This window comes from Stenotrophomonas sp. STEN046, assembly GCF_056759755.1.
This window is the reverse complement of the sequence record NZ_JBRRDR010000043.1, coordinates 18,969-37,363: the sequence shown is the minus strand read 5'-3', so window position 1 is coordinate 37,363 and position 18,395 is coordinate 18,969. Positions and strand designations below refer to the sequence as shown.

Sequence of the window (18,395 nt, the reverse complement as noted above, 5' to 3'; positions counted from 1 at the left end):
CGGGGTGGGTCCGGTTGCGGGGGCGTGAGCGCCATGGATGGCGCGACCGAGGCTACAAGGACGTACTTGCGCCGTCCCCCGCAACCGGACCCACCCCGCCATCCCACGGATAGCCCGCTGTTGCTATTGCCGTTGCCGTTGCCGTTGATTCGGTAGGTGCAGGGCGCAGCCCTGCCGCACTCCCCCTCCAAAATGTGAAGGCCGCGCGGTGACGCCGCGCCCCACCCTTCGGCTAACATTCGCCCATGCCGCATACCACCACGACTCCGCCCGCATTGCAGGATGGCGACCTGCTGGCCGCCATCGACCTTGGCTCCAATAGTTTCCACATGGTCATCGCGCGTTACACGCTTGGCCAGCTGCGGGTGATCGACCGCCTGCGCGAAACCGTGCGCATGGCCGATGGCCTGGACGGCAAGGGCGGACTTTCCGCGGCAGCGCGGCAGCGCGCGCTGGAATGCCTGGCCCGCTTCGGCCAGCGCATCCGCAATGTACCGTCGCATCGCGTGCGCGCCCTGGCCACCAATACGGTGCGCCAGCTGCGTTCACCGCAGGCCTTCCTGATGCCGGCCGAAACCGCACTGGGGCACGCCATCGAAGTGGTCAGCGGCCGCGAAGAGGCGCGCCTGATCTACCTGGGCGTGGCCCACGCGCAGCCGCCCAAGCCCGACCAGCATCGGCTGGTGATCGACATCGGCGGCGGCTCGACCGAGTTCATCATCGGCAAGGGCATGCAGACCCTGGAGCGCGAAAGCCTGCAGGCCGGCTGTATTGCCAGCACCCGTCGCTTCTTCCCCGGCGGCAAGCTCAGCAAGAAGCGCTGGAAGGATGCGCTGGCCGAGATCGGGCGTGAGTTCCAGCCGTTCGCCAGCAAGTACCGCGCGCTGGGCTGGCAGGAGGCGCTGGGGTCGTCCGGCACGCACAAGGCGATCAGCGAAATCTGCGCCACGATGAAGCTGAGCAAGGGCGCGATTACCGCAGAAGCCCTGCCCCAGCTGCGCGACGAACTGCTGAAGGCCAGGAAGATCGACGACATCCAGCTGCCGGGGCTGTCCAGCGACCGCCGCCCGATCATCGCCGGCGGCATCCTGGTGCTGGAGGCCGCGTTCCAGGCGCTGGGCCTGCAGAAGCTGCTGGTGAGCAAGGCGGCGATGCGCGAAGGCATCCTCTACGACATCCTTGGCCGCGCCGGCGACAACGACCCGCGCGACGAATCGGTGGCCGCCCTTACCCAGCGCTATGGCATCGATACGGTGCAGGCCGGCCGCGTGCAGGACACCGCGCTGTCGCTGCTGGAGCAGGTGCAGGAGCACTGGAAGCTCGATGCCGATGACGCCCGCATGCTGGGCTGGGCTGCACGCCTGCACGAGCTGGGGTTGATGATTGCCCACAGCGGCTACCACGTGCACGGCAGCTACGTGCTGGAGAATTCGGACATTGCCGGCTTCTCACGGCAGGAGCAGCAGATGCTGGCGACCTTGGTGCGCAATCACCGTCGCGGCATCAGCAAGAGCGCCTTCGATGCGATTCCCGAGCGCCTGCTGCTGACCGTGCGGCGCCTGGTCGCGCTGCTGCGCCTGGCGGTACTGCTCAACCGGGCGCACGAAGACGCCCCCCTGCCGGCGCTGGAGCTGACCGCCGACGACAGCCGCCTGTCGCTGATCGTCCCGCAGGCCTTCATCGATGCGCGTCCGCTGCTGCGTGCCGACCTGATCGGCGAGACCGAAGGCATCGCCGGACTGGGCATCCAGTTCCGCCCCTTCGTGGTCTGAACACCCGCGTCCTGCAGGACGCCTGCGGGCGCTCGCCATATAGGTGAGTCCCGTCACAATTGGTCACACTTTGCGCAACGAGGCCCCTTTTACCTGCTGCAACGCAGCAGGCCGCCTTGGTTCGTACCGATACACCGTGTCGTAAACCCATGCTTTTGTTCGCATTTCGTGAAGAGGCGTGATGCGAGACGATACAAATCGACACGCGCTCTTTACAGAGCATTAACCAACGAGACTACTATCGGGTCATCGGCTCGGTCACGCCGCCGCCGATTCCTTCGACGCCCATTTTGGCGTCCTTTGCACGACCCGAGAGAGAGAGCTCGTCATGACTTCACGCACCACCGCACTGGGCCAGGCCATCCGCTACGCCCTGGCAACCACCGCGACGCTGGCCGCGCTGCCGGCCTTCGCGCAGAGCGGCAGCGCCGCTTCGCCGACCAACCTGGACCGCATCGAGATCACCGGTTCGCGCATCCGCCAGGTGGATGTCGAGACCTCGCAGCCGGTGCTGGCAATGAGCCGTCTGGACATCGAACGCCAGGGCTTCAGCTCGGTGTCGGACATCCTGCAGAACGTGACCGCGATGGGCACCCCGACCATCAGCCGCGCCAACGTGCTGACCGCCGGTGAGAATGCAGGTGGTACCTATGTCGACATGCGCGGCCTGGGCACCCAGCGCACGCTGGTGCTGGTCAACGGCAAGCGCCTGGGCATCAGCACCTCCGGCTACCAGGACCTGTCGGTGCTGCCGGTGTCTGCGATCGAGCGCGTGGAGATCCTGAAGGACGGCGCTTCGGCCATCTATGGTTCGGATGCGATGGCCGGCGTGGTCAACATCATCACCCGCACCAATGTCAGCGGTGTGACCGCCAACGTCTACCACGGCCAGTACAGCGAGGGTGATGGCGCCCGTGACCGCTTCGACGTGGTTGCCGGCTGGTCCAACGACCGCCTCTCGGCCACCCTGGCGCTGGAGCACTCCGAAGAAAAGGCCGTGTGGGCGCGCGACCGCGGCTTCAGCAAGTACAGCAACACCGATCGCCACCCGACCGAAGGCTGGACCACCACCAGCCAGTGGGGCCAGTTCACCGGCCTGCGCGGCCCGGGCTGCACCGTTGCAGCCGGCTGTGGCTACTCGCTCAACCGTGGTGCCGACCCGACCAAGCCGGGCAACTACCACCTGACCGACCCGGCCGCCTTCACCGGTGACACCAGCAACACCAACGATCAGATGCACCTGAGCTATCCGATCAAGCGTGACTCGGTGTTCTTCTCCGGCCAGGCCGACATCACCGACAACGTCCGCTTCAAGACCGAGCTGGGCTACAACAAGCGCTCCTCCACCCGTGTCACTGCCGGCTACCCGCTGTCGTCCAGCACGCTGGGCGCGACCGGTGCAGCGGGCAACATGTCCGTGGACAGCTACTTCAACCCGTTCGGCAACAAGAACGGCTATGCCACGCCGACCTCGGTGGCCTGGAACCGCCGTACCTGGGAGATGCCGCGCGAAAGCACCAGCGAGCTGAAGACCTACCGCGCCGTCGCCGCATTCGAAGGCTCCTTCGACTTGGGTGAGCGCTACTTCGACTGGGAAGTGGGCTACCAGTACAGCAAGAACGAACTGACCCAGCACACCACCGGCAACCTGCACAAGCAGCGCGTCATCGATGCGGTGGGCCCGTCCTACCTCAACAATGCCACCGGCAAGGTCGAGTGCGGCAGCGCCGCTGCGCCGAAGGCCAACTGCATGGTCTGGAATCCGCTGGTTCCCTACGGCGTGCAGAACCCGTACGGCCTGGACGGCAACCAGGCGCTGCAGGACTGGCTGTTCCCCGCCGAGAACGCCACCGGTGAAACCACCACCAAGAACTGGTTCGCCAACCTGAGCGGCAGCCTGTTCACCCTGCCGGCGGGCGACCTGGGCTTCGCGTTCGGCCTGGAAAACCGCGAAGAAAACGGCAAGTTCACTCCCGATGCCCTGGCTCAGACCGGCGCGACCACCAACCTGGCCGCTGGCCCGACCGGTGGCTCGTACAAGGTGAAGGAAGCCTACCTGGAGTTGAACGTGCCGGTGCTGGCCGACCTGCCGGGCGCGCGTGAGCTGAGCTTCAATGCAGCTACCCGCTACTCCGACTACAACACCTTCGGCGACACCCTCAACAGCAAGTTCGGCTTCAAGTGGAAGCCGATCGACCAGCTGCTGGTGCGTGGTACCTGGGCCCAGGGCTTCCGCTCGCCGACCATCAACGATCTGTACGGCGGCGGCTCGGAAACCTTCCCGACCTTCAGCGATCCCTGCGACAGCGTGTACGGCTCGGCCAAGTCCAACGCTGCGGTGCGTGCACGTTGCGCCCAGGACATCGCCAACGTCGGCGCGTTCCGCCAGCTGGACAGCACCAACAAGCCGACCAGCGGTTCGAGCGCGGCCAGCCCGGTGGCGTTCACCTCCGGCTCCAACCCGGACCTGCTGCCGGAAACCTCGACCAGCCGCACGCTGGGCGTGGTGTGGAGCCCCACCTTCATCAGCAACTTCAACGTGTCGCTGGACTGGTGGAAGATCCGCATCGACAACACGATCGTCTCCGACAGCTCGAACCAGATCCTGATCGACTGCTACGAGCAGAACATCGAATCGCGTTGCGCACGCTTCTCGCGTGATCCGGTCACCGGCATCGTCACCGGCCTGAAGTTCGGCAACCGCAATGCGGGCTTCGCCGAGACCGAAGGCTACGACATGGATGTCAGCTACCGTCTGGATACCGACTACGGCAAGCTGAGCACCTCGTGGTCGACCACCTACGTCAGCTCGAACATCTACCGTTCGTCCAATGACGTTGCCACCGTGCCGACCACCACCAACGGCATCGCGGTCAACACCGGCATCGGCTTCCGCGTGCGTTCCAACGCCACCATCGGTTGGGACTTCGAGAACTTTGGCGTCAGCTGGACCGCGCGTTACTACTCCGGCGTCAAGGAACAGTGCCTGAGCCTGCCGAACCATCCGGACGAGTGCTCCGACCCGGGCGTGTACGCTCCCTGGTACAAGGGCGCGCGCAACTACAACGAACGCGGTTCGGTCACCTTCAACGACGTGCAGGTGCGTTACAAGCTGCCGTGGAACGCCACCGTTTCGGTCGGCGCCAACAACGTGTTCAACCGTCTTGGCCCGGTGATGTACACCAAGCCGAACTCGGTGTACTCGTACTCGGGCAGCTTCGATATCGGTCGTTTCGTGTACATGCAGTACAAGCAGAGCTTCTGATCCATCGCGTTGCCGCACCAACCTGACCACGGCCCTTCGGGGCCGTGGTTTTTTGTATGTCGTGCGCAGGATGTCGTATCCAGCGTAGATGGCAGCGTCGCAGGGCAGGCGCCGCCGCGCGCCATCGTGTTCGGCCTGCTGCGGTGCACTCCGTGCAAAGCACTGATGGGCGGTGGATTCGGGCAAACGCGTCAGCATCCTTCAACCCTGCATCGGAATCGCCCCTTACCTCTCTCACCTTCCGCTTACTAGGTTCGATGCACCGCGGGCGTTGTCCGCCGGTATTGCGCGGCCGCATGGATTGCCAGCGCGTTGAATCTTCCGAAGCGAGAGAGACCTTTCATGACATTGCATACATCCGTACTTGGGCAGGCCATCAGCCGTGCCCTGGTGATGGCCGCCGGCACCGCCCTGGCCGCACCGGCATTCGCGCAGGAAGCGCCTGCGGCCACCACGCTGGACCGCATCGAGATCACCGGCTCACGCATCCGCCAGGTCGATCTGGAAACCGCACAGCCGGTGCTGACCATCAGCCGTACCGACATCGACCGGCAGGGCTTCAACTCCGTGGCCGACATCCTGCAGAACCTGACCGCTGTCGGCAGCCCGGCATTGAGCCGCTCCAGCCCGCTGAGCTCCGGCGAAGCCGCTGGTGGCAGCTATGTGGACATGCGCGGACTGGGCGAGCAGCGCACACTGGTGCTGGTGAACGGCAAGCGACTGGCCATGACCACCGGCGGCCTGCAGGATGTCGCCAGCCTGCCCGCAGCGGCAATCGAACGCATTGAAGTACTGAAGGACGGCGCCTCGGCCATCTATGGTTCCGATGCAATGGCCGGCGTCATCAACATCATCACCCGCCGCAACGTGCAGGGTGTCACTGCCAGCGTCTACAACGGCCAGTTCAGCGAAGGCGATGGTGCACGCACGCAGTTCGACGTCGTGGCCGGCTGGTCCAACGACCGCGCCTCGATCAGCGTGGCCGCCGAACACGTCGAGGAAAAAGGCGTCTGGGCACGTGATCGCGGTTTCAGCGCCTTCACCAATACCGATCGGCATCCTGATGACGGCTGGACCTCGGTCGGCCAGTGGGGACGCATCGTCGGCTTCAACGGGCCGGGCTGCAACAGTGCCCGCGGCTGCGACTATTCGCTGGACCGCGGCAGCAATCCCGGCGGCCCGGAGAGCTTCCACCGCAGCGACAACACGCCGTTCACCGGTGACGTCAGCAACAGCAACGAGCAGATGCACCTGCAGACCCCGCTGAAGCGCGACTCGATCTTCGTTGACGCACGTGCCGAACTCAGCGACAACCTGCGCTTCAGCACCCAGCTGGCATACAGCAAGCGCACCGCGACCCGACAGATTGCCGGCTATCCGTTCCAGTCGCGGGGTGCCGGCATCACGCCGATGTCGGCCGACAGCTGGTTCAATCCGTTCGGCAACCACCATGGCTACGACACCCCGTCGGATGTGCACTGGAACCGGCGCACCTGGGAGGTGCCGCGCGTGTCCACCAGCGCGCTGACCACCTGGCAGGGCGTTGCTGCGCTGGAAGGCAATTTCCAGTTCGGTTCACGTGATTTCGACTGGGAAGCGGGCTACCAGTACAACCGCAGCGAACTGCTGCAGCGCGCGACCGGCAACCTGCACAAGCAGCGCGTGGCCGATGCCACCGGCCCGTCGTTCTACAACCCGGCCACAGGCCGCGTGGAATGCGGCACGCCGGAAGCGCCGATCGCCGGCTGCATGCCGTGGAATCCGCTGGTGCCCGCAGGCCAGCTGGACCCTTACGGGCTGACCGGCAACCAGGAACTGACCGACTGGCTGTTCCCGGTTGAAACCAGCCGTGGCCGCACCACCAGCCGCAACCTGTTCGCCAACATCAGTGGCAGCCTGGCCACGCTGCCCGCCGGTGAACTGGGTTTTGCCTTCGGCGCCGAGAGCCGTCGCGAGGACGGTCGCTTCATTCCTGATCCGCTGGCGCAGACCGGTGCCACCACCAACCTGGCCGCTGGCCCGACCGGTGGCAGCTATCGCGTTGACGAGGCCTACCTGGAGCTGAGCGTGCCGATCCTTTCCGGCGTGCCCGGCGCTCAGGAGCTTGCGTTGAGCGCGGCCAGCCGCTATTCCGACTACAGCACCTTCGGTGGCACCCTCAACAGCAAGTTCGGCTTCACCTGGAAGCCGATCGACCAGTTGCTGCTGCGCGGGACATGGGCACAGGGCTTCCGCGCGCCGACCATCTCCAACCTGTATGGCGGCGGTTCGCAGACCTTCACCACCGGCTACCGTGACCCCTGCGATACCGTCTACGGCGCCTCGGCCACCAGCCCCGAAGTGCGCGCCCGCTGTGCGGCCGACATCGCCAACGCCGACAGCTACCGCCAGCTGCAGCAGGGCAATGAACCGATCACCAGCAGCAGCGGGCAGACGCCGGTACCGTTCACCAACGGCTCCAATCCGGACCTGCAACCGGAGACCTCGACCAGCCGCACGCTCGGCGTGGTATGGAGCCCGCAGTTCGCGCCCAACCTGAACATCGCACTGGACTGGTGGAAGATCCGCATCGACAACACCATCGTCGCCGATCATCCCAACGACATCCTGCGTGACTGCTATGAGCTTGGCATCGTCGAGCGCTGCAGCGGCTTCACCCGCGACCCCGAACTGGGCATCGTCGATTCACTCACCTACGGCAGCCGCAACAGCGGCTTCCGTGAAGCGCAGGGTTACGACCTGGAACTGAGCCATCACATCGATACCCGCTGGGGCAAGCTGCGCGCGGACTGGAAGACGACCTACGTGGTATCGGCGGTGCAGCGCAGCACCAACGAAGCGGACGTACCGCCGATTCCCAGCAACGGTATTGCCACCAATGGTGGCATCGGCTTCCGTACCCGTTCCAACCTGACCCTGGACTGGGAGCTGGGCAACTTCGGCGTCAACTGGGGCATGCGCTATTTCTCCTCGGTGAAGGAGCAGTGCATCAATGCGCGCGAGCGTCCGGACGAATGCTCGCACCCGGGCCAGCAGGCCCCGTGGTTCAGCGGCAGCCGCGACTACAACCAGCGCGGCTCGGTCACCTTCCACGACGTGCAGGCCCGTTATTCCCTGCCGTGGGATGCGACGGTTTCGCTTGGCGCCAACAACGTGTTCGGCCGCCTGGGTCCGATCATGTACAGCCAGCCCAGTTCCAACTTCTCGTACTACGGCGGCTTCGACATCGGTCGTTTCATCTACATGAAGTACCAGCAGCGCTTCTGATCCAACGCGCCGCATCCGCAACATGACCATGGCCCTGCGGGGCCGTGGTCCTTGCGATGGTTCTCCGCCCGGAATCACCGTCATCGGGCTGTCGCAAAGCGGTCATGTCCGCTACATCGCCAGGGACGAGCATGCCGTAAAACCGGAGGCCCGCCATGCGCTATGCCATCGTCACCGAAACCTACCCGCCGGAGGTCAACGGCGTCGCACTGACCGTGCAGGGACTGGAGCAGGGATTGCGAGCCGCCGGCCACGAGGTGGACCTGGTCCGCCCGCGCCAGAGCAGCGAAGCGCTGGACGCGCTGCCGGGCACCCTGCTGGTGCCGGGCGCCGCGCTGCCACGCTACCCCGGCCTGCGCTTCGGCCTGCCGGCACCGATCCGGCTCGGCAGGCACTGGCGGCAGCAGCGCCCCGATGCCATCTACATCGCCACCGAAGGTCCGCTCGGCTGGTCGGCACTGCGTACCGCGCGTCGCCTCGGCATTCCGGTTGCGACCGGCTTCCACACCCGCTTCGACGAATACCTGCCCGACTACGGCGTGGCCTGGCTGCAGTCGGCAGCGATGCGCTGGATGCGGCGCTTCCACAACCAGGCTGACGCGACCCTTGTACCCACCCGTGAGCTGCAGCAGTTCCTGACCGACCAGGGCTTTGAACGCGTACGCCTGCTCGCGCGCGCGGTCGACAGCCAGCAGTTCGACCCCACGCGGCGCGACCCCGCGCTACGTGAGGAATGGGGCATCGATGGCAACGGACTGGCGGCAATCTACGTCGGCCGCATCGCCGCCGAGAAAAACCTCGGACTGGCGGTGAAAGCCTTCCGCAAACTGCAGCAGGTGCGCCCGAAGGCGCGCTTCATCTGGGTCGGCGATGGCCCGGCCCGCGAAAAACTGGCCCATGAAAATCCCGACTTCATCTTCTGTGGCATCCAGCGCGGCGACGCCCTTGCGCGGCACTTCGCCAGCGGCGACCTGTTCCTGTTCGCCAGCCGCAGCGAGACCTTCGGCAACGTGACCCTGGAAAGCATGGCCAGTGGCCTGGCCACGGTGGCCTTCAATTATGGTGCCGCCCGCGAGTATCTGCGCAACGGCGAGAATGGCGCTGCCGTGGAGGACGACGAACAGTTCGTCGAGGCTGCCGTGCAGCTGGCATCCGATGATGCCCTGCGCCGTGAGCTCGGCGGCAACGCGGCGCGCGCGATGAAGCGCCTGCACCCGCAGCAGGTGGTGGCGGAGTTTGAAAGCCTGCTGGCCGAGCTGGCGACTTCGCGCAGGAGCAGCCATGCGCACCACGCCGCTTGAACTGCTGGCCGGCCGCGAAGCGCGACTGTGCCGCCGGGCAAACCACTATTGCCGGCGCCGCCGCGTGCGACGCGCATTCTCGATCATCAGCCGGCTCGGCGATGGCGTGTTCTGGTACGTACTGATGGGCGCACTGGTGCTCATCGACGGCTTCGACGGCCTGCGCGCGTCGGTGCACATGGCGGCTACCGGGCTGGCCGCGCTGCTGCTGTACAAGAGTCTGAAGCACTGGACCCGACGACCGCGACCGTATGCGGCCGACCTGCGCATCCGCGCCTGGGTGGCGCCGCTGGATGAATTCAGTTTTCCGTCCGGGCATACCCTGCACGCGGTGTCCTTCACCATCGTGGCGCTGGCCTACTACCCATGGCTGGCACCGCTGCTGGTGCCGTTCACCGTGGGCGTTGGGCTGTCGCGGGTGGTGCTGGGGCTGCATTACCCCAGCGATGTGCTGGCTGCCACCGGCATTGCCGCGCTGCTGGCTTCGGCCAGCCTGGCCTGGCTGCCACTGCCGGTGTGACGTGCTTTCGGCCGGGCATGGCCCGGCGCTACCGGGCAGCGCGGCGTTACGCCCGGCGAGCGCAGCGGTATCCCCGGCCGGACGATGGCCTAGAATATCGCCATGACCACGCTGTTCATCTCCGATCTGCACCTGGACCCCAGCCGTCCGGCCATCACCGACCTGTTCCTGCGCTTCCTGCGCGAGGACGCGCCCGGCGCTGACGCGCTGTACATCCTGGGCGACCTGTTCGAAGCCTGGATCGGCGACGACACGCCCTCACCCGCTGCCGATGCCGTGGCCGATGCACTGAAGGTGCTGTCCAGCAGCGGCGTGCCGGTGTATTTCATCCGTGGCAACCGCGATTTCCTGCTCGGCGAGGACTACGCCCGCCGTGCGGGCCTGCGCATCCTGCCCGATCCCTGCATGATCGACCTGTATGGCCGCGCGGTGCTGCTGCAGCATGGCGACCTGCTGTGCACCGATGACATCCCCTACCAGCAGTTCCGTGCGCAGACCCGCGATCCGGTGTTCCAGGCGCAGTTCCTGTCGCAGCCGCTGGCCGCGCGCATCGCCTTTGCACAGAAGGCCCGTGAAGCCAGCCAGGCACGCCAGTCGGAAATGAAGCAGGGCGACCGCGCCCAGTTCGAAACGGTCACCGATGTGGCAGCCACCGAAGTCGAGGCAACCTTTGCACGCCACGGCGTGGACACGATGATCCACGGCCACACCCATCGCCCGGCGATCCACACGCTGCAGGCCGGTGGCCGCAGCTGCACCCGCATCGTGCTGGGCGACTGGTACGAACAGGGTTCGGTACTGCGGGTGGATGCCAGCGGCTGGACCCTGGACACGCTCGCGCGCGCCTGAGCGCGCGGACCGCAACCGGCGACCGGTCGGCGCTTGGTTTCCGCGTGTGCCAACCAAGGTTGGCCTCTACCAGAACAGGTTGATGCAACCCGGTAGAAGCCGACCCTGGTCGGCGCCTGGCCCTTAGCGGAAGGCCGCGATGGTGGCCTTGGTATTGACCAGCACGCGCTGGTTGTCGGCACTGCTGGCGATGCCCATCGGCACGCCGTTGTAGCTGATGTTCGGATTGGACCAGTAGTTCAACCGCGGGCAACCGGCCGAGCAGTCGTAGGCCATGATGGTGCGCCAACGCGAACCGCTGGCCGGCTCATAGCGGTAGCCATGGCCGTAGGCATACGGCGACGTGCTCGGATCACTGGCGATATCGTGCCGTGCGCTCTGCAGGTGGCCGATCTCATGCGCGAACGAGTAGTAGCCGGTCGCGCAATCCCAGTAAACCGCCGCGAACGCGGTCGATGCGGTGGAGCCGATGCCCGATGCCAGGCCGCAGTAGCTGGTGTTGTTGATCAGCAGCACGCCCACATCGGCAGCAGTGTTGTTGCGGCTGGTATGGATGCTGTCCATGTAGCCGTCGCTGGTACCGCGGAAGCGCGACAGGTCGGTGGTGAAGTTGCCCGACTCGGTATAGCTGGTGGTTTCATAGCCTGCCAGCTGCAGCGTCAGGCCCACGTTGCTGTTGGTGTAACCCTGGTTGGATTCAGCCACTGCCAGCTGCACCAGTGACTGCATGTTGCCGCCATAGGCAGTCACGGCGGAGTTGGTGGCCACTACCAGCACGCGGATGGTGGCCGGGCTGCCCGACGAGGCCTGGGCAGCGCCAAGGCGATCATTGGCCGGCATGGCGATCTTCGGCAGCTGGTTGTAGTCGGCCGGATGATCGGCTGGCATGCGCGATTCGTCCACTTCCACCAGCACGTGGCGATTGCCCAGCGGGCGCAGCCGGTACAGCTTGCCGTCCTTGCGGATCGAACCGGTGAGGGTATCGCCCGAGCGCACCAGGATCAGCGAATTGCCCGGATCGTCCTGGCCATTGGAGGTTGCCGCCTGCAGCCGGTCGGATGGCGAACGCAGCTGGCCGTACCAGACGCTGCCGCCGTCAGGCAGTGATTCGAGCTTGCTGCGAACGGCCTGCACCTTCTGCCCAAGCAGTTCGAATTCCAGTTGCTTCTGCGCGGTGGCCGCCGCATCGACACGCACTTCCTGTACGGCGCCGGTGGACGGGGTGGCCAACAATCGTCCCAATGCCGGTTCGCTGGCCGCCGATGCACGACTGAGCACGGTAACCGGTTCGAACAACGGCGCCGCACTGGCTGCCGCTGCCACCGAAAGTCCCAACAGCACACCACCTGCCACGTTGCCTATCGATCTGGACATCATCTTGGCGCTCCTTGGAGTGAAGTGAACAGCGTTGATGCAGCACGACCCGGGTGCCGGGTTCGGCCATCTGGCCTGCGCCGGGCATGTGAATTCAATAGCTCTTGACGAGCAGACGCGCGATCTGTGATCCAGCGCATCCAGGTTCAGCGAGGTCAAAAGCATCCATGCACTTTTTCAACACACGGCTTTCGCGCTACCGTGACGCAGCCACGACAGGGGATGCACATGCCGCCAGGACAGCAGCACCGCACCGACAGCCCCGATCGCGGCCTGCTGCGGATCGGCCTGTTCTTCGATGGCACCCGCAACAATGCGCACAACCTGGCGCGTGGGCGACCGCAGTCACCGCGGCCGCGCCCTGCCCTGCTGCGCGCCGATGATGATTCGACCTACCAGAGCCGCTTGACCAGCAGCTACGACAACGGCATGACCAACATCGCCCGGCTGCATCAGCTGTATCCGGACAGCCGCGATGCAGCGGGTGAAGCGCCGTCGCTGGCGATCTATGTGGAAGGTGTCGGCACCCGTGATGATGCCGAAGACGATCTGCTCGGCCTGGCCTTCGGCACGGGTGCCAGCGGCGTGCGCGCCAAGGTCCAGCGCGCACTGCATGAGCTGCTGCCGGTGGCGCTGGCCCGGCTGGCGGCCAACTGGCATTCGCCGCTGCACGGCGTCCAGCTGGATCTGTTCGGTTTTTCCCGCGGCGCGGCGGCCGCGCGTGATGTGGCCAACCAGTTGCAGGGTTGGGATACCGCACACTGGCGGTTGCTGCTGTCGCAGGCGGGGCTTTCCTGCGCCACCGACTTCGCGCCGGTGCGCCCCCTGCTGCGCTTCATCGGCGTGTTCGACACGGTGGTGGCCGTGAATGGACGCCGTGCCGATGAGCAACCGCGCATCGCCCTGCCTGCGGGCATCGCCGGCAGCGTGCTGCAGCTGAGCGCGCGTGACGAACACCGCCAGCACTATCCGTTGACCACGGTGGCCCCGGCACATGCCGAGATCGCGCTGCCCGGTGTGCATGCCAACATCGGCGGCGGTTACGACCAGACCGAGGAAGGCCCCAAGCTGCTCAGTCGCCCGCGTCGGCAACTGCTGCGTCGGCCTGCTGTGCAGGACTACCAGACACCACCGCTGGAGCAGTTGCAGGCGACCACCGCCTACGCCGAAGCACAGGCCGATGCCGAGCGCTGGCGGCAGCAGCTGGGCGTGAACGAGAAGGAAGTGTGGGTCGATGTCTGGCATCAGTGGCAGCAACAGCGACGGGCAGGCAGCCGCAGCGTGCTGCTGTCGCCCATGCTGTATGTCACGGCGGCAGTGGTGTTGCGGCGGCGCATTGACTGGCGCTACCAGTTGATCGCGCTGCAGGTGATGCAGCAACGCGCGATCGAATCCGGCGTGCAGTGGCGTGCCGATGCATCGACGGTACCCGGCTGGGAACTGCCCGCCGCACTGCAGCCGATCGCGCGCCGGCTGATTGCCGGCCAGCCACTGACTCCCACCCAGGAAGCCCTGCTGCGTCGCCGCTACCTGATGCAGTCCGCGCACTGGAATTTCGATGCACTCGGCGACACCGCGCTGACCTATGCCGCCGATGCCGGCGTCAGCGAGCTGCCGTACCGACCGGGCCCCGGCTTGTTCTACATCAACCGGCCGACCGTGGATGGCAGGCGCGTGGTGCTGCCAAACGGGTGAGTTGCATTTCCGCCAACCAAGGTTGGCATCTACCGGTAGATCCACGCCATGCGTGGATGGCACTGCGCCGGGTCAACCGGCCTGTTCGACCAGGTTGGCCAGCTCATCGCTGTCGAAACCCGCCAACAGCCGCGCTTCCAGATTGAAGGGGCCATACAGATAGCCGCCCGCGTACTCGACCAGCAATTCCTTGAAGCGCGCGCGCGGTTCAACACCGGCGCGTTCGCAGTACCAGCGGAACCAGCGCGAACCTGCGGCGACGTGCGCCACTTCCTCACGCAGGATCACCTCCAGCACGTCGGCCGTCTCGCCATCACCGACGTTACGCAGTTTGTCGATCATGCCCGGGGTCACATCCAACCCGCGCGCTTCCAGCACCCGCGGCACCAGCGCCATGCGCGCCAGGCCATCGTGCGCGGTCTTCTCGCACATTTCCCACAGGCCGTTGTGCGCGGGGAAATCAGCGTACTCATGGCCGTGCGCCAGCAGCCGCTCGCGCAGCAGCATGAAGTGCCGCGACTCGTCGTCGGCGCAGCTCACCCAGTCGGCATGGAACGCACCCGGCAGCCCACGGAAGCGGTACACCGCGTCCCAGGCCAGGTCGATCGCGTTGAGCTCGATGTGGGCGATGGCATGGATGAAGGCGGCGCGGCCTTCCACCCCGCCCAGTCCGCGCCGGGGTACTTCCCGCGGATGCACCATCTGCAGCCGCGACGGCCGGCCCGGCATGCAGATCGGGTCGGCGGCCGGCGCATCGGTCGGCACTTTCAGCCGGCCAGCGCGGAACGCCGCGGCATGGGCCTGGGTCAGCGCGACCTTGCGTAGCGGGTCGGCCTCGGCCAGGCACTGCTGCGCAGCGCGCAGCAGGTCGCCACCGACGTCGGGCACGTCAACCACCCTGGGCCTCAGGCGCGGCGCTTGTGCTTGGCGTCGTCCGAACGCAACTGCTGGATGCGCTCGAAATAGCCCGCTGCGATACCGGTCGGATAATGGCCGTTGAAGCACGACGAATCGAAGTTGCGCAGCGCCGGGTTGCCTTCGCTCACCGCCGCTTCCATGTCCTCGATGTCCTGGTAGACCAGCCAGTCGCAGCCCAGGTGGGCTTCGATCTCTTCCACGCTGCGGTTGTGCGCGACCAGTTCTTCGGCCGCCGGCATGTCGATGCCATAGATGTTGGGGAAACGCACCGGCGGCGCGGCGCTGGCCAGGTACACCTTGCGCGCACCGGCATCGCGCGCCATCTGCACGATCTGCTGGCTGGTGGTACCGCGCACGATCGAGTCGTCCACCAGCAGCACCACGCGGTTGCGGAATTCCAGGTGGATCGGGTTGAGCTTGCGACGCACCGACTTCACCCGTTCACCCTGCCCCGGCATGATGAAGGTACGGCCGATGTAACGGTTCTTGATGAAGCCTTCGCGGTACTTCACCCCGAGCACATTGGAGATTTCCAGCGCTGCATCGCGCGAGGTATCCGGGATCGGGATGATGGTGTCGATGTCGTGGTCCGGGCGCAGGCGCAGGATCTTCTCGCCCAGCTTGATGCCCATGCGCATGCGCGCCTTGTGCACCGAGACGTTGTCGATCATCGAATCCGGGCGTGCGAAGTACACGTACTCGAAGATGCACGGCGTGTGCTCGGCCGGCTCGGCGCAGATTTCCGAGAACAGCTCGCCGCGCGCGGTGATCACCAGTGCTTCGCCCGGCTGCACGTCACGCACGCGCTGGAAGCCCAGCACGTCCAGCGCGGCCGATTCGGAAGCCACGATGTACTCATCGCCTTCGGCGTGGCTGCGCTTGCCCAGCACCAGCGGGCGGATGCCGTGCGGGTCGCGGAAGGCAACCAGGCCCAGGCCCAGCACCACGCTGACCACCGCATAGCCGCCCTTGCAACGACGGTGCACGCCGGCCACCGCGCGGATGGCCGCTTCGGGGCTGAGCTGGCGCTGCTGTTCCAGTTCGTAGGCGAACACGTTCAACAGCACTTCGCTGTCCGAATCGGTGTTGACGTTGCGGCGGTCCTGCTCGAACACCTGCTGGCGCAGGTCTTCGGTGTTGATCAGGTTGCCGTTGTGCGCCAGCGCGATGCCGTAGGGCGAGTTGACGTAGAACGGCTGCGCCTCGTCCATGCCTTCCGAACCGGCCGTCGGGTAGCGCACATGGGCGATGCCGATGCTGCCTTCCAGGGTGGACATGGTGCGTGCATCGAACACGTCGCGGACCAGGCCCGTGGCCTTCTGCACCCGCAGCCGGCTGCCGTTGACGGTGGCGATGCCCGCCGCGTCCTGGCCGCGATGCTGGAGGACGGTCAAGCCGTCATACAACTGCCCGGCGACGTTCTGGTTGCCGACGATTCCGACGATGCCACACATGATGCGAGGTCTCCGCTGGGCTGTGCCCAGTTACAAGGAAGGTGGCCGTGCCTGGCCAGAGTTGTCGCCGCGTCTGCGATCGACATTGGCCGGATCGTCCGGCTCGATGCTGCCCGGCAATGCAGAGGCGTCCGGGCGCACTTCAGCCGGATCACGTCCCTCGCCCTGTTCCGTCGTCGCGGGCCGCAGCCATCCGCTGCCCGCCATCACCTGGCCAAGAATGCCATTATCGCCTGCCGCACCCGGCTTGCCCACTCCGGCGCCGGCGCTCTTGCCCAGTTCCATCAAGGCAGATGGGGACAGTGTGTCCATCGGCAAGGCCTTGGGCAGCAGATCCGCCCCCGGCACCTGCCAGTGCGGCAGCTTGCTGTTCATCCAGGCAACGACCGGGTTCAGCGCAGGGCGCAGCGCCGAGCCGCGCCAGGACGGTTCGGCGGTGAGCGGGGTGAAGCCGGCCAGCAGCAGCAGCACGGCGGCGATCAGTCCACCGCGCACCGCCCCCAGCACGCCGCCCAGCAGGCGATCCAGGCTGCCCAGCATGTTGCGATGGACGATCGCCTTGATGACCATGCCGATCACCGCCACCACGATCATCACGCCGATACCAACGCTGAGGTAGCCGCCAATGAAGTGCTCGCCACCGGGTGCAGCCGGCGCGGCCCACCAGCGTGCGGCGTCGTTGCCGAAGGCAAACGCTGCCCAGGCGGCAACCAGCCACGATACGGTGCCGATGACGATACCGACGAAGCCACGCAGCAACCCGAGCAGGGTGGAGGCGGCGATCACGATCAGCAGCACCACGTCGATCATGGCGCCCCGCTCCTTCGGCAGCGCTGGCAACGGGGCTGCGTACAGGTCATGGGTGCGGTCGCACCATGCCGGCCACACCGACCTTGGCGGCGACCTGCGCCTTCAATTGTTCTGCGTCGGCGCGGTTTGCCACCGGCCCGACGCGCACCCGGTGCAGGGTGCCCTTCTCGGTACGCACCTGCTCGACGAAGGCACTGAAGCCAGCCGCACGCACCTTGTCACGCATGGCATTGGCATCATTGGCCTGGCCGAACGCGCCCAGCTGCACGGCAAAGCCCACGCCACTGGCGGCCGGGGCGGCCGGCGTGCTCGGCGCGGTGGCCGGCTTGCTTGCGGTCGCATCAGGCTTCGGTTCGGGCTTGGCCGGCTCCGGCTTGGCCACCGGCTTGGGCGGCTCCGGCCTGGCAGCCGTCGGCGTGGCCGCGGTCGGGGTGCTCGGCGGCAGGCTTTCGCTGCGCACCGGGTTGCTGGTTGCCGAAGGCGACGGTGCAGCAACCGGGGTGCTGGCGCTCGGCGCCGTTGCGGCTGGCGTACTGGCCACCGGCGCGGCGGCCGACGGCTTCGCATCCAGGGTGATCACTTCGGCCTTCACGTCGGCGCGGATCTTCACTGCCTGCAACCGGGCCGCTTCGGCCTGCGCACGGTCGGCATACGGTCCGACGCGTACGCGCCAGGCCGGACGTCCATTGATCGACGCGGTCTCGGTGAAGCCGGGCAGCTGCGAGCGCTTGAGGTAGGCAATCACCGCATCGGCATCGGCCTGGCTGCCATAGGCACCAAAGGTCACTGCGTAGTTGCCGGCAGCGACCGCGGGCGAGGTATCCACCGTTGGCGGCGCAGCCGGGGCGGCCGCTTCATCGAGCGGCCTGGCCTGCCCGCTCTGCAGGCCGGTGGCGCCACCGGCGGGTGCGACCAGCGGCAGTTCACGGGTTTCGAACTGGCCGTCGGCCGGCGCATCGGGGGCGGCGATCGGCACATTGGCCACACCGCTGTCCGGGGCCGGGCCCTTGACGAGCATCGGCAGGAAAATCACGGCCAAAGCCACCAGGACGATGGCACCAATCAGACGCTGTTTCAGGGGCGTATCCACGTAGGGCAGGCGGCAGGCTGGACGTTGCGTCCGATTATACGGGTGCGGGACCGCACGGCGTCGGTACTGGCTGAACGGCG

At 66.4% G+C, this 18,395-nt stretch carries 12 protein-coding genes; 7 read left to right on the top strand and 5 right to left on the bottom strand.

From position 1 onward, the window contains the following. Positions 1–245: 245 nt before the first annotated feature. The 6 genes from ppx (at position 246) to lpxH (ending at position 10,974) form a co-directional block, all read left to right on the top strand. Complete coding sequence (gene ppx / locus ACVOLJ_RS17080) at positions 246–1,772, top strand: exopolyphosphatase (RefSeq protein ID WP_475281321.1); 1,527 nt, start codon at positions 246–248, stop codon at positions 1,770–1,772. A 328-nt stretch (positions 1,773–2,100) separates the two neighbouring features. Next, a complete protein-coding gene (locus tag ACVOLJ_RS17075; protein WP_475281320.1) occupies positions 2,101–5,037 on the top strand; it encodes a TonB-dependent receptor domain-containing protein in 2,937 nt (978 codons plus the stop codon). A gap of 342 nt (positions 5,038–5,379) precedes the next feature. After that, a complete protein-coding gene (locus ACVOLJ_RS17070; RefSeq protein WP_481564678.1) occupies positions 5,380–8,304 on the top strand; it encodes a TonB-dependent receptor domain-containing protein in 2,925 nt (974 codons plus the stop codon). A gap of 155 nt (positions 8,305–8,459) precedes the next feature. Next, positions 8,460–9,605 carry a glycosyltransferase family 4 protein gene (locus tag ACVOLJ_RS17065; protein WP_481564677.1) on the top strand — a complete coding sequence of 382 codons (1,146 nt, stop codon included), beginning with the start codon at positions 8,460–8,462 and terminating at the stop codon, positions 9,603–9,605. After that, entirely contained in the window at positions 9,586–10,125 is a 540-nt protein-coding gene (locus ACVOLJ_RS17060) for a phosphatase PAP2 family protein (protein ID WP_475281317.1), read from the top strand. Before ACVOLJ_RS17065 ends, ACVOLJ_RS17060 begins: the two co-directional genes overlap by 20 nt. A gap of 102 nt (positions 10,126–10,227) precedes the next feature. Further along, positions 10,228–10,974 carry a UDP-2,3-diacylglucosamine diphosphatase gene (lpxH, locus tag ACVOLJ_RS17055; RefSeq protein ID WP_475281316.1) on the top strand — a complete coding sequence of 249 codons (747 nt, stop codon included), beginning with the start codon at positions 10,228–10,230 and terminating at the stop codon, positions 10,972–10,974. A gap of 123 nt (positions 10,975–11,097) precedes the next feature. Here lpxH and ACVOLJ_RS17050 read toward each other — a convergent pair whose 3' ends face one another. Beyond that, positions 11,098–12,351: a M12 family metallo-peptidase gene (locus ACVOLJ_RS17050; protein WP_481564676.1), complete on the bottom strand. Its 1,254-nt coding sequence runs from the start codon at positions 12,349–12,351 to the stop codon at positions 11,098–11,100. Between the two features lie 219 nt (positions 12,352–12,570). Between ACVOLJ_RS17050 and ACVOLJ_RS17045 the strand changes: the two genes are divergently transcribed. After that, complete coding sequence (locus ACVOLJ_RS17045; RefSeq protein WP_481564675.1) at positions 12,571–14,043, top strand: DUF2235 domain-containing protein; 1,473 nt, start codon at positions 12,571–12,573, stop codon at positions 14,041–14,043. Between the two features lie 72 nt (positions 14,044–14,115). Here ACVOLJ_RS17045 and ACVOLJ_RS17040 read toward each other — a convergent pair whose 3' ends face one another. Genes ACVOLJ_RS17040 through ACVOLJ_RS17025 form a run of 4 tightly spaced genes read right to left on the bottom strand, consistent with a single transcriptional unit; the run spans position 14,116 to position 18,315 of the window. Further along, entirely contained in the window at positions 14,116–14,940 is an 825-nt protein-coding gene (locus ACVOLJ_RS17040; RefSeq protein WP_475281313.1) for a ferritin-like domain-containing protein, read from the bottom strand. A gap of 8 nt (positions 14,941–14,948) precedes the next feature. Next, entirely contained in the window at positions 14,949–16,415 is a 1,467-nt protein-coding gene (purF, locus tag ACVOLJ_RS17035; protein WP_475281312.1) for an amidophosphoribosyltransferase, read from the bottom strand. Positions 16,416–16,445: 30 nt separating this feature from the next. Continuing rightward, the gene (locus ACVOLJ_RS17030; RefSeq protein ID WP_475281311.1) at positions 16,446–17,225 is read right to left on the bottom strand and encodes a CvpA family protein; all 780 of its coding nucleotides are present in this window, start codon (positions 17,223–17,225) and stop codon (positions 16,446–16,448) included. 46 nt (positions 17,226–17,271) lie between these two features. Then, on the bottom strand, positions 17,272–18,315 hold the full coding sequence (locus ACVOLJ_RS17025; protein ID WP_481564674.1) for an SPOR domain-containing protein: 1,044 nt from the start codon (positions 18,313–18,315) through the stop codon (positions 17,272–17,274). Between the last annotated feature and the right edge of the window lie 80 nt (positions 18,316–18,395).

Bases quoted from the DNA above. Each gene is read 5' to 3' on its own strand.
- ACVOLJ_RS17060 (WP_475281317.1), top strand. From the start codon at position 9,586: ATGCGCACCACGCCGCTTGAACTGCTGGCCGGCCGCGAAGCGCGACTG.
- ACVOLJ_RS17045 (WP_481564675.1), top strand. From the start codon at position 12,571: ATGCACATGCCGCCAGGACAGCAGCACCGCACCGACAGCCCCGATCGC.
- ACVOLJ_RS17050 (WP_481564676.1), bottom strand. From the start codon at position 12,351: ATGATGTCCAGATCGATAGGCAACGTGGCAGGTGGTGTGCTGTTGGGA.
- ACVOLJ_RS17030 (WP_475281311.1), bottom strand. From the start codon at position 17,225: ATGATCGACGTGGTGCTGCTGATCGTGATCGCCGCCTCCACCCTGCTC.
- lpxH (WP_475281316.1), top strand. From the start codon at position 10,228: ATGACCACGCTGTTCATCTCCGATCTGCACCTGGACCCCAGCCGTCCG.
- ACVOLJ_RS17065 (WP_481564677.1), top strand. From the start codon at position 8,460: ATGCGCTATGCCATCGTCACCGAAACCTACCCGCCGGAGGTCAACGGC.
- ACVOLJ_RS17075 (WP_475281320.1), top strand. From the start codon at position 2,101: ATGACTTCACGCACCACCGCACTGGGCCAGGCCATCCGCTACGCCCTG.
- ppx (WP_475281321.1), top strand. From the start codon at position 246: ATGCCGCATACCACCACGACTCCGCCCGCATTGCAGGATGGCGACCTG.
- purF (WP_475281312.1), bottom strand. From the start codon at position 16,415: ATGTGTGGCATCGTCGGAATCGTCGGCAACCAGAACGTCGCCGGGCAG.
- ACVOLJ_RS17070 (WP_481564678.1), top strand. From the start codon at position 5,380: ATGACATTGCATACATCCGTACTTGGGCAGGCCATCAGCCGTGCCCTG.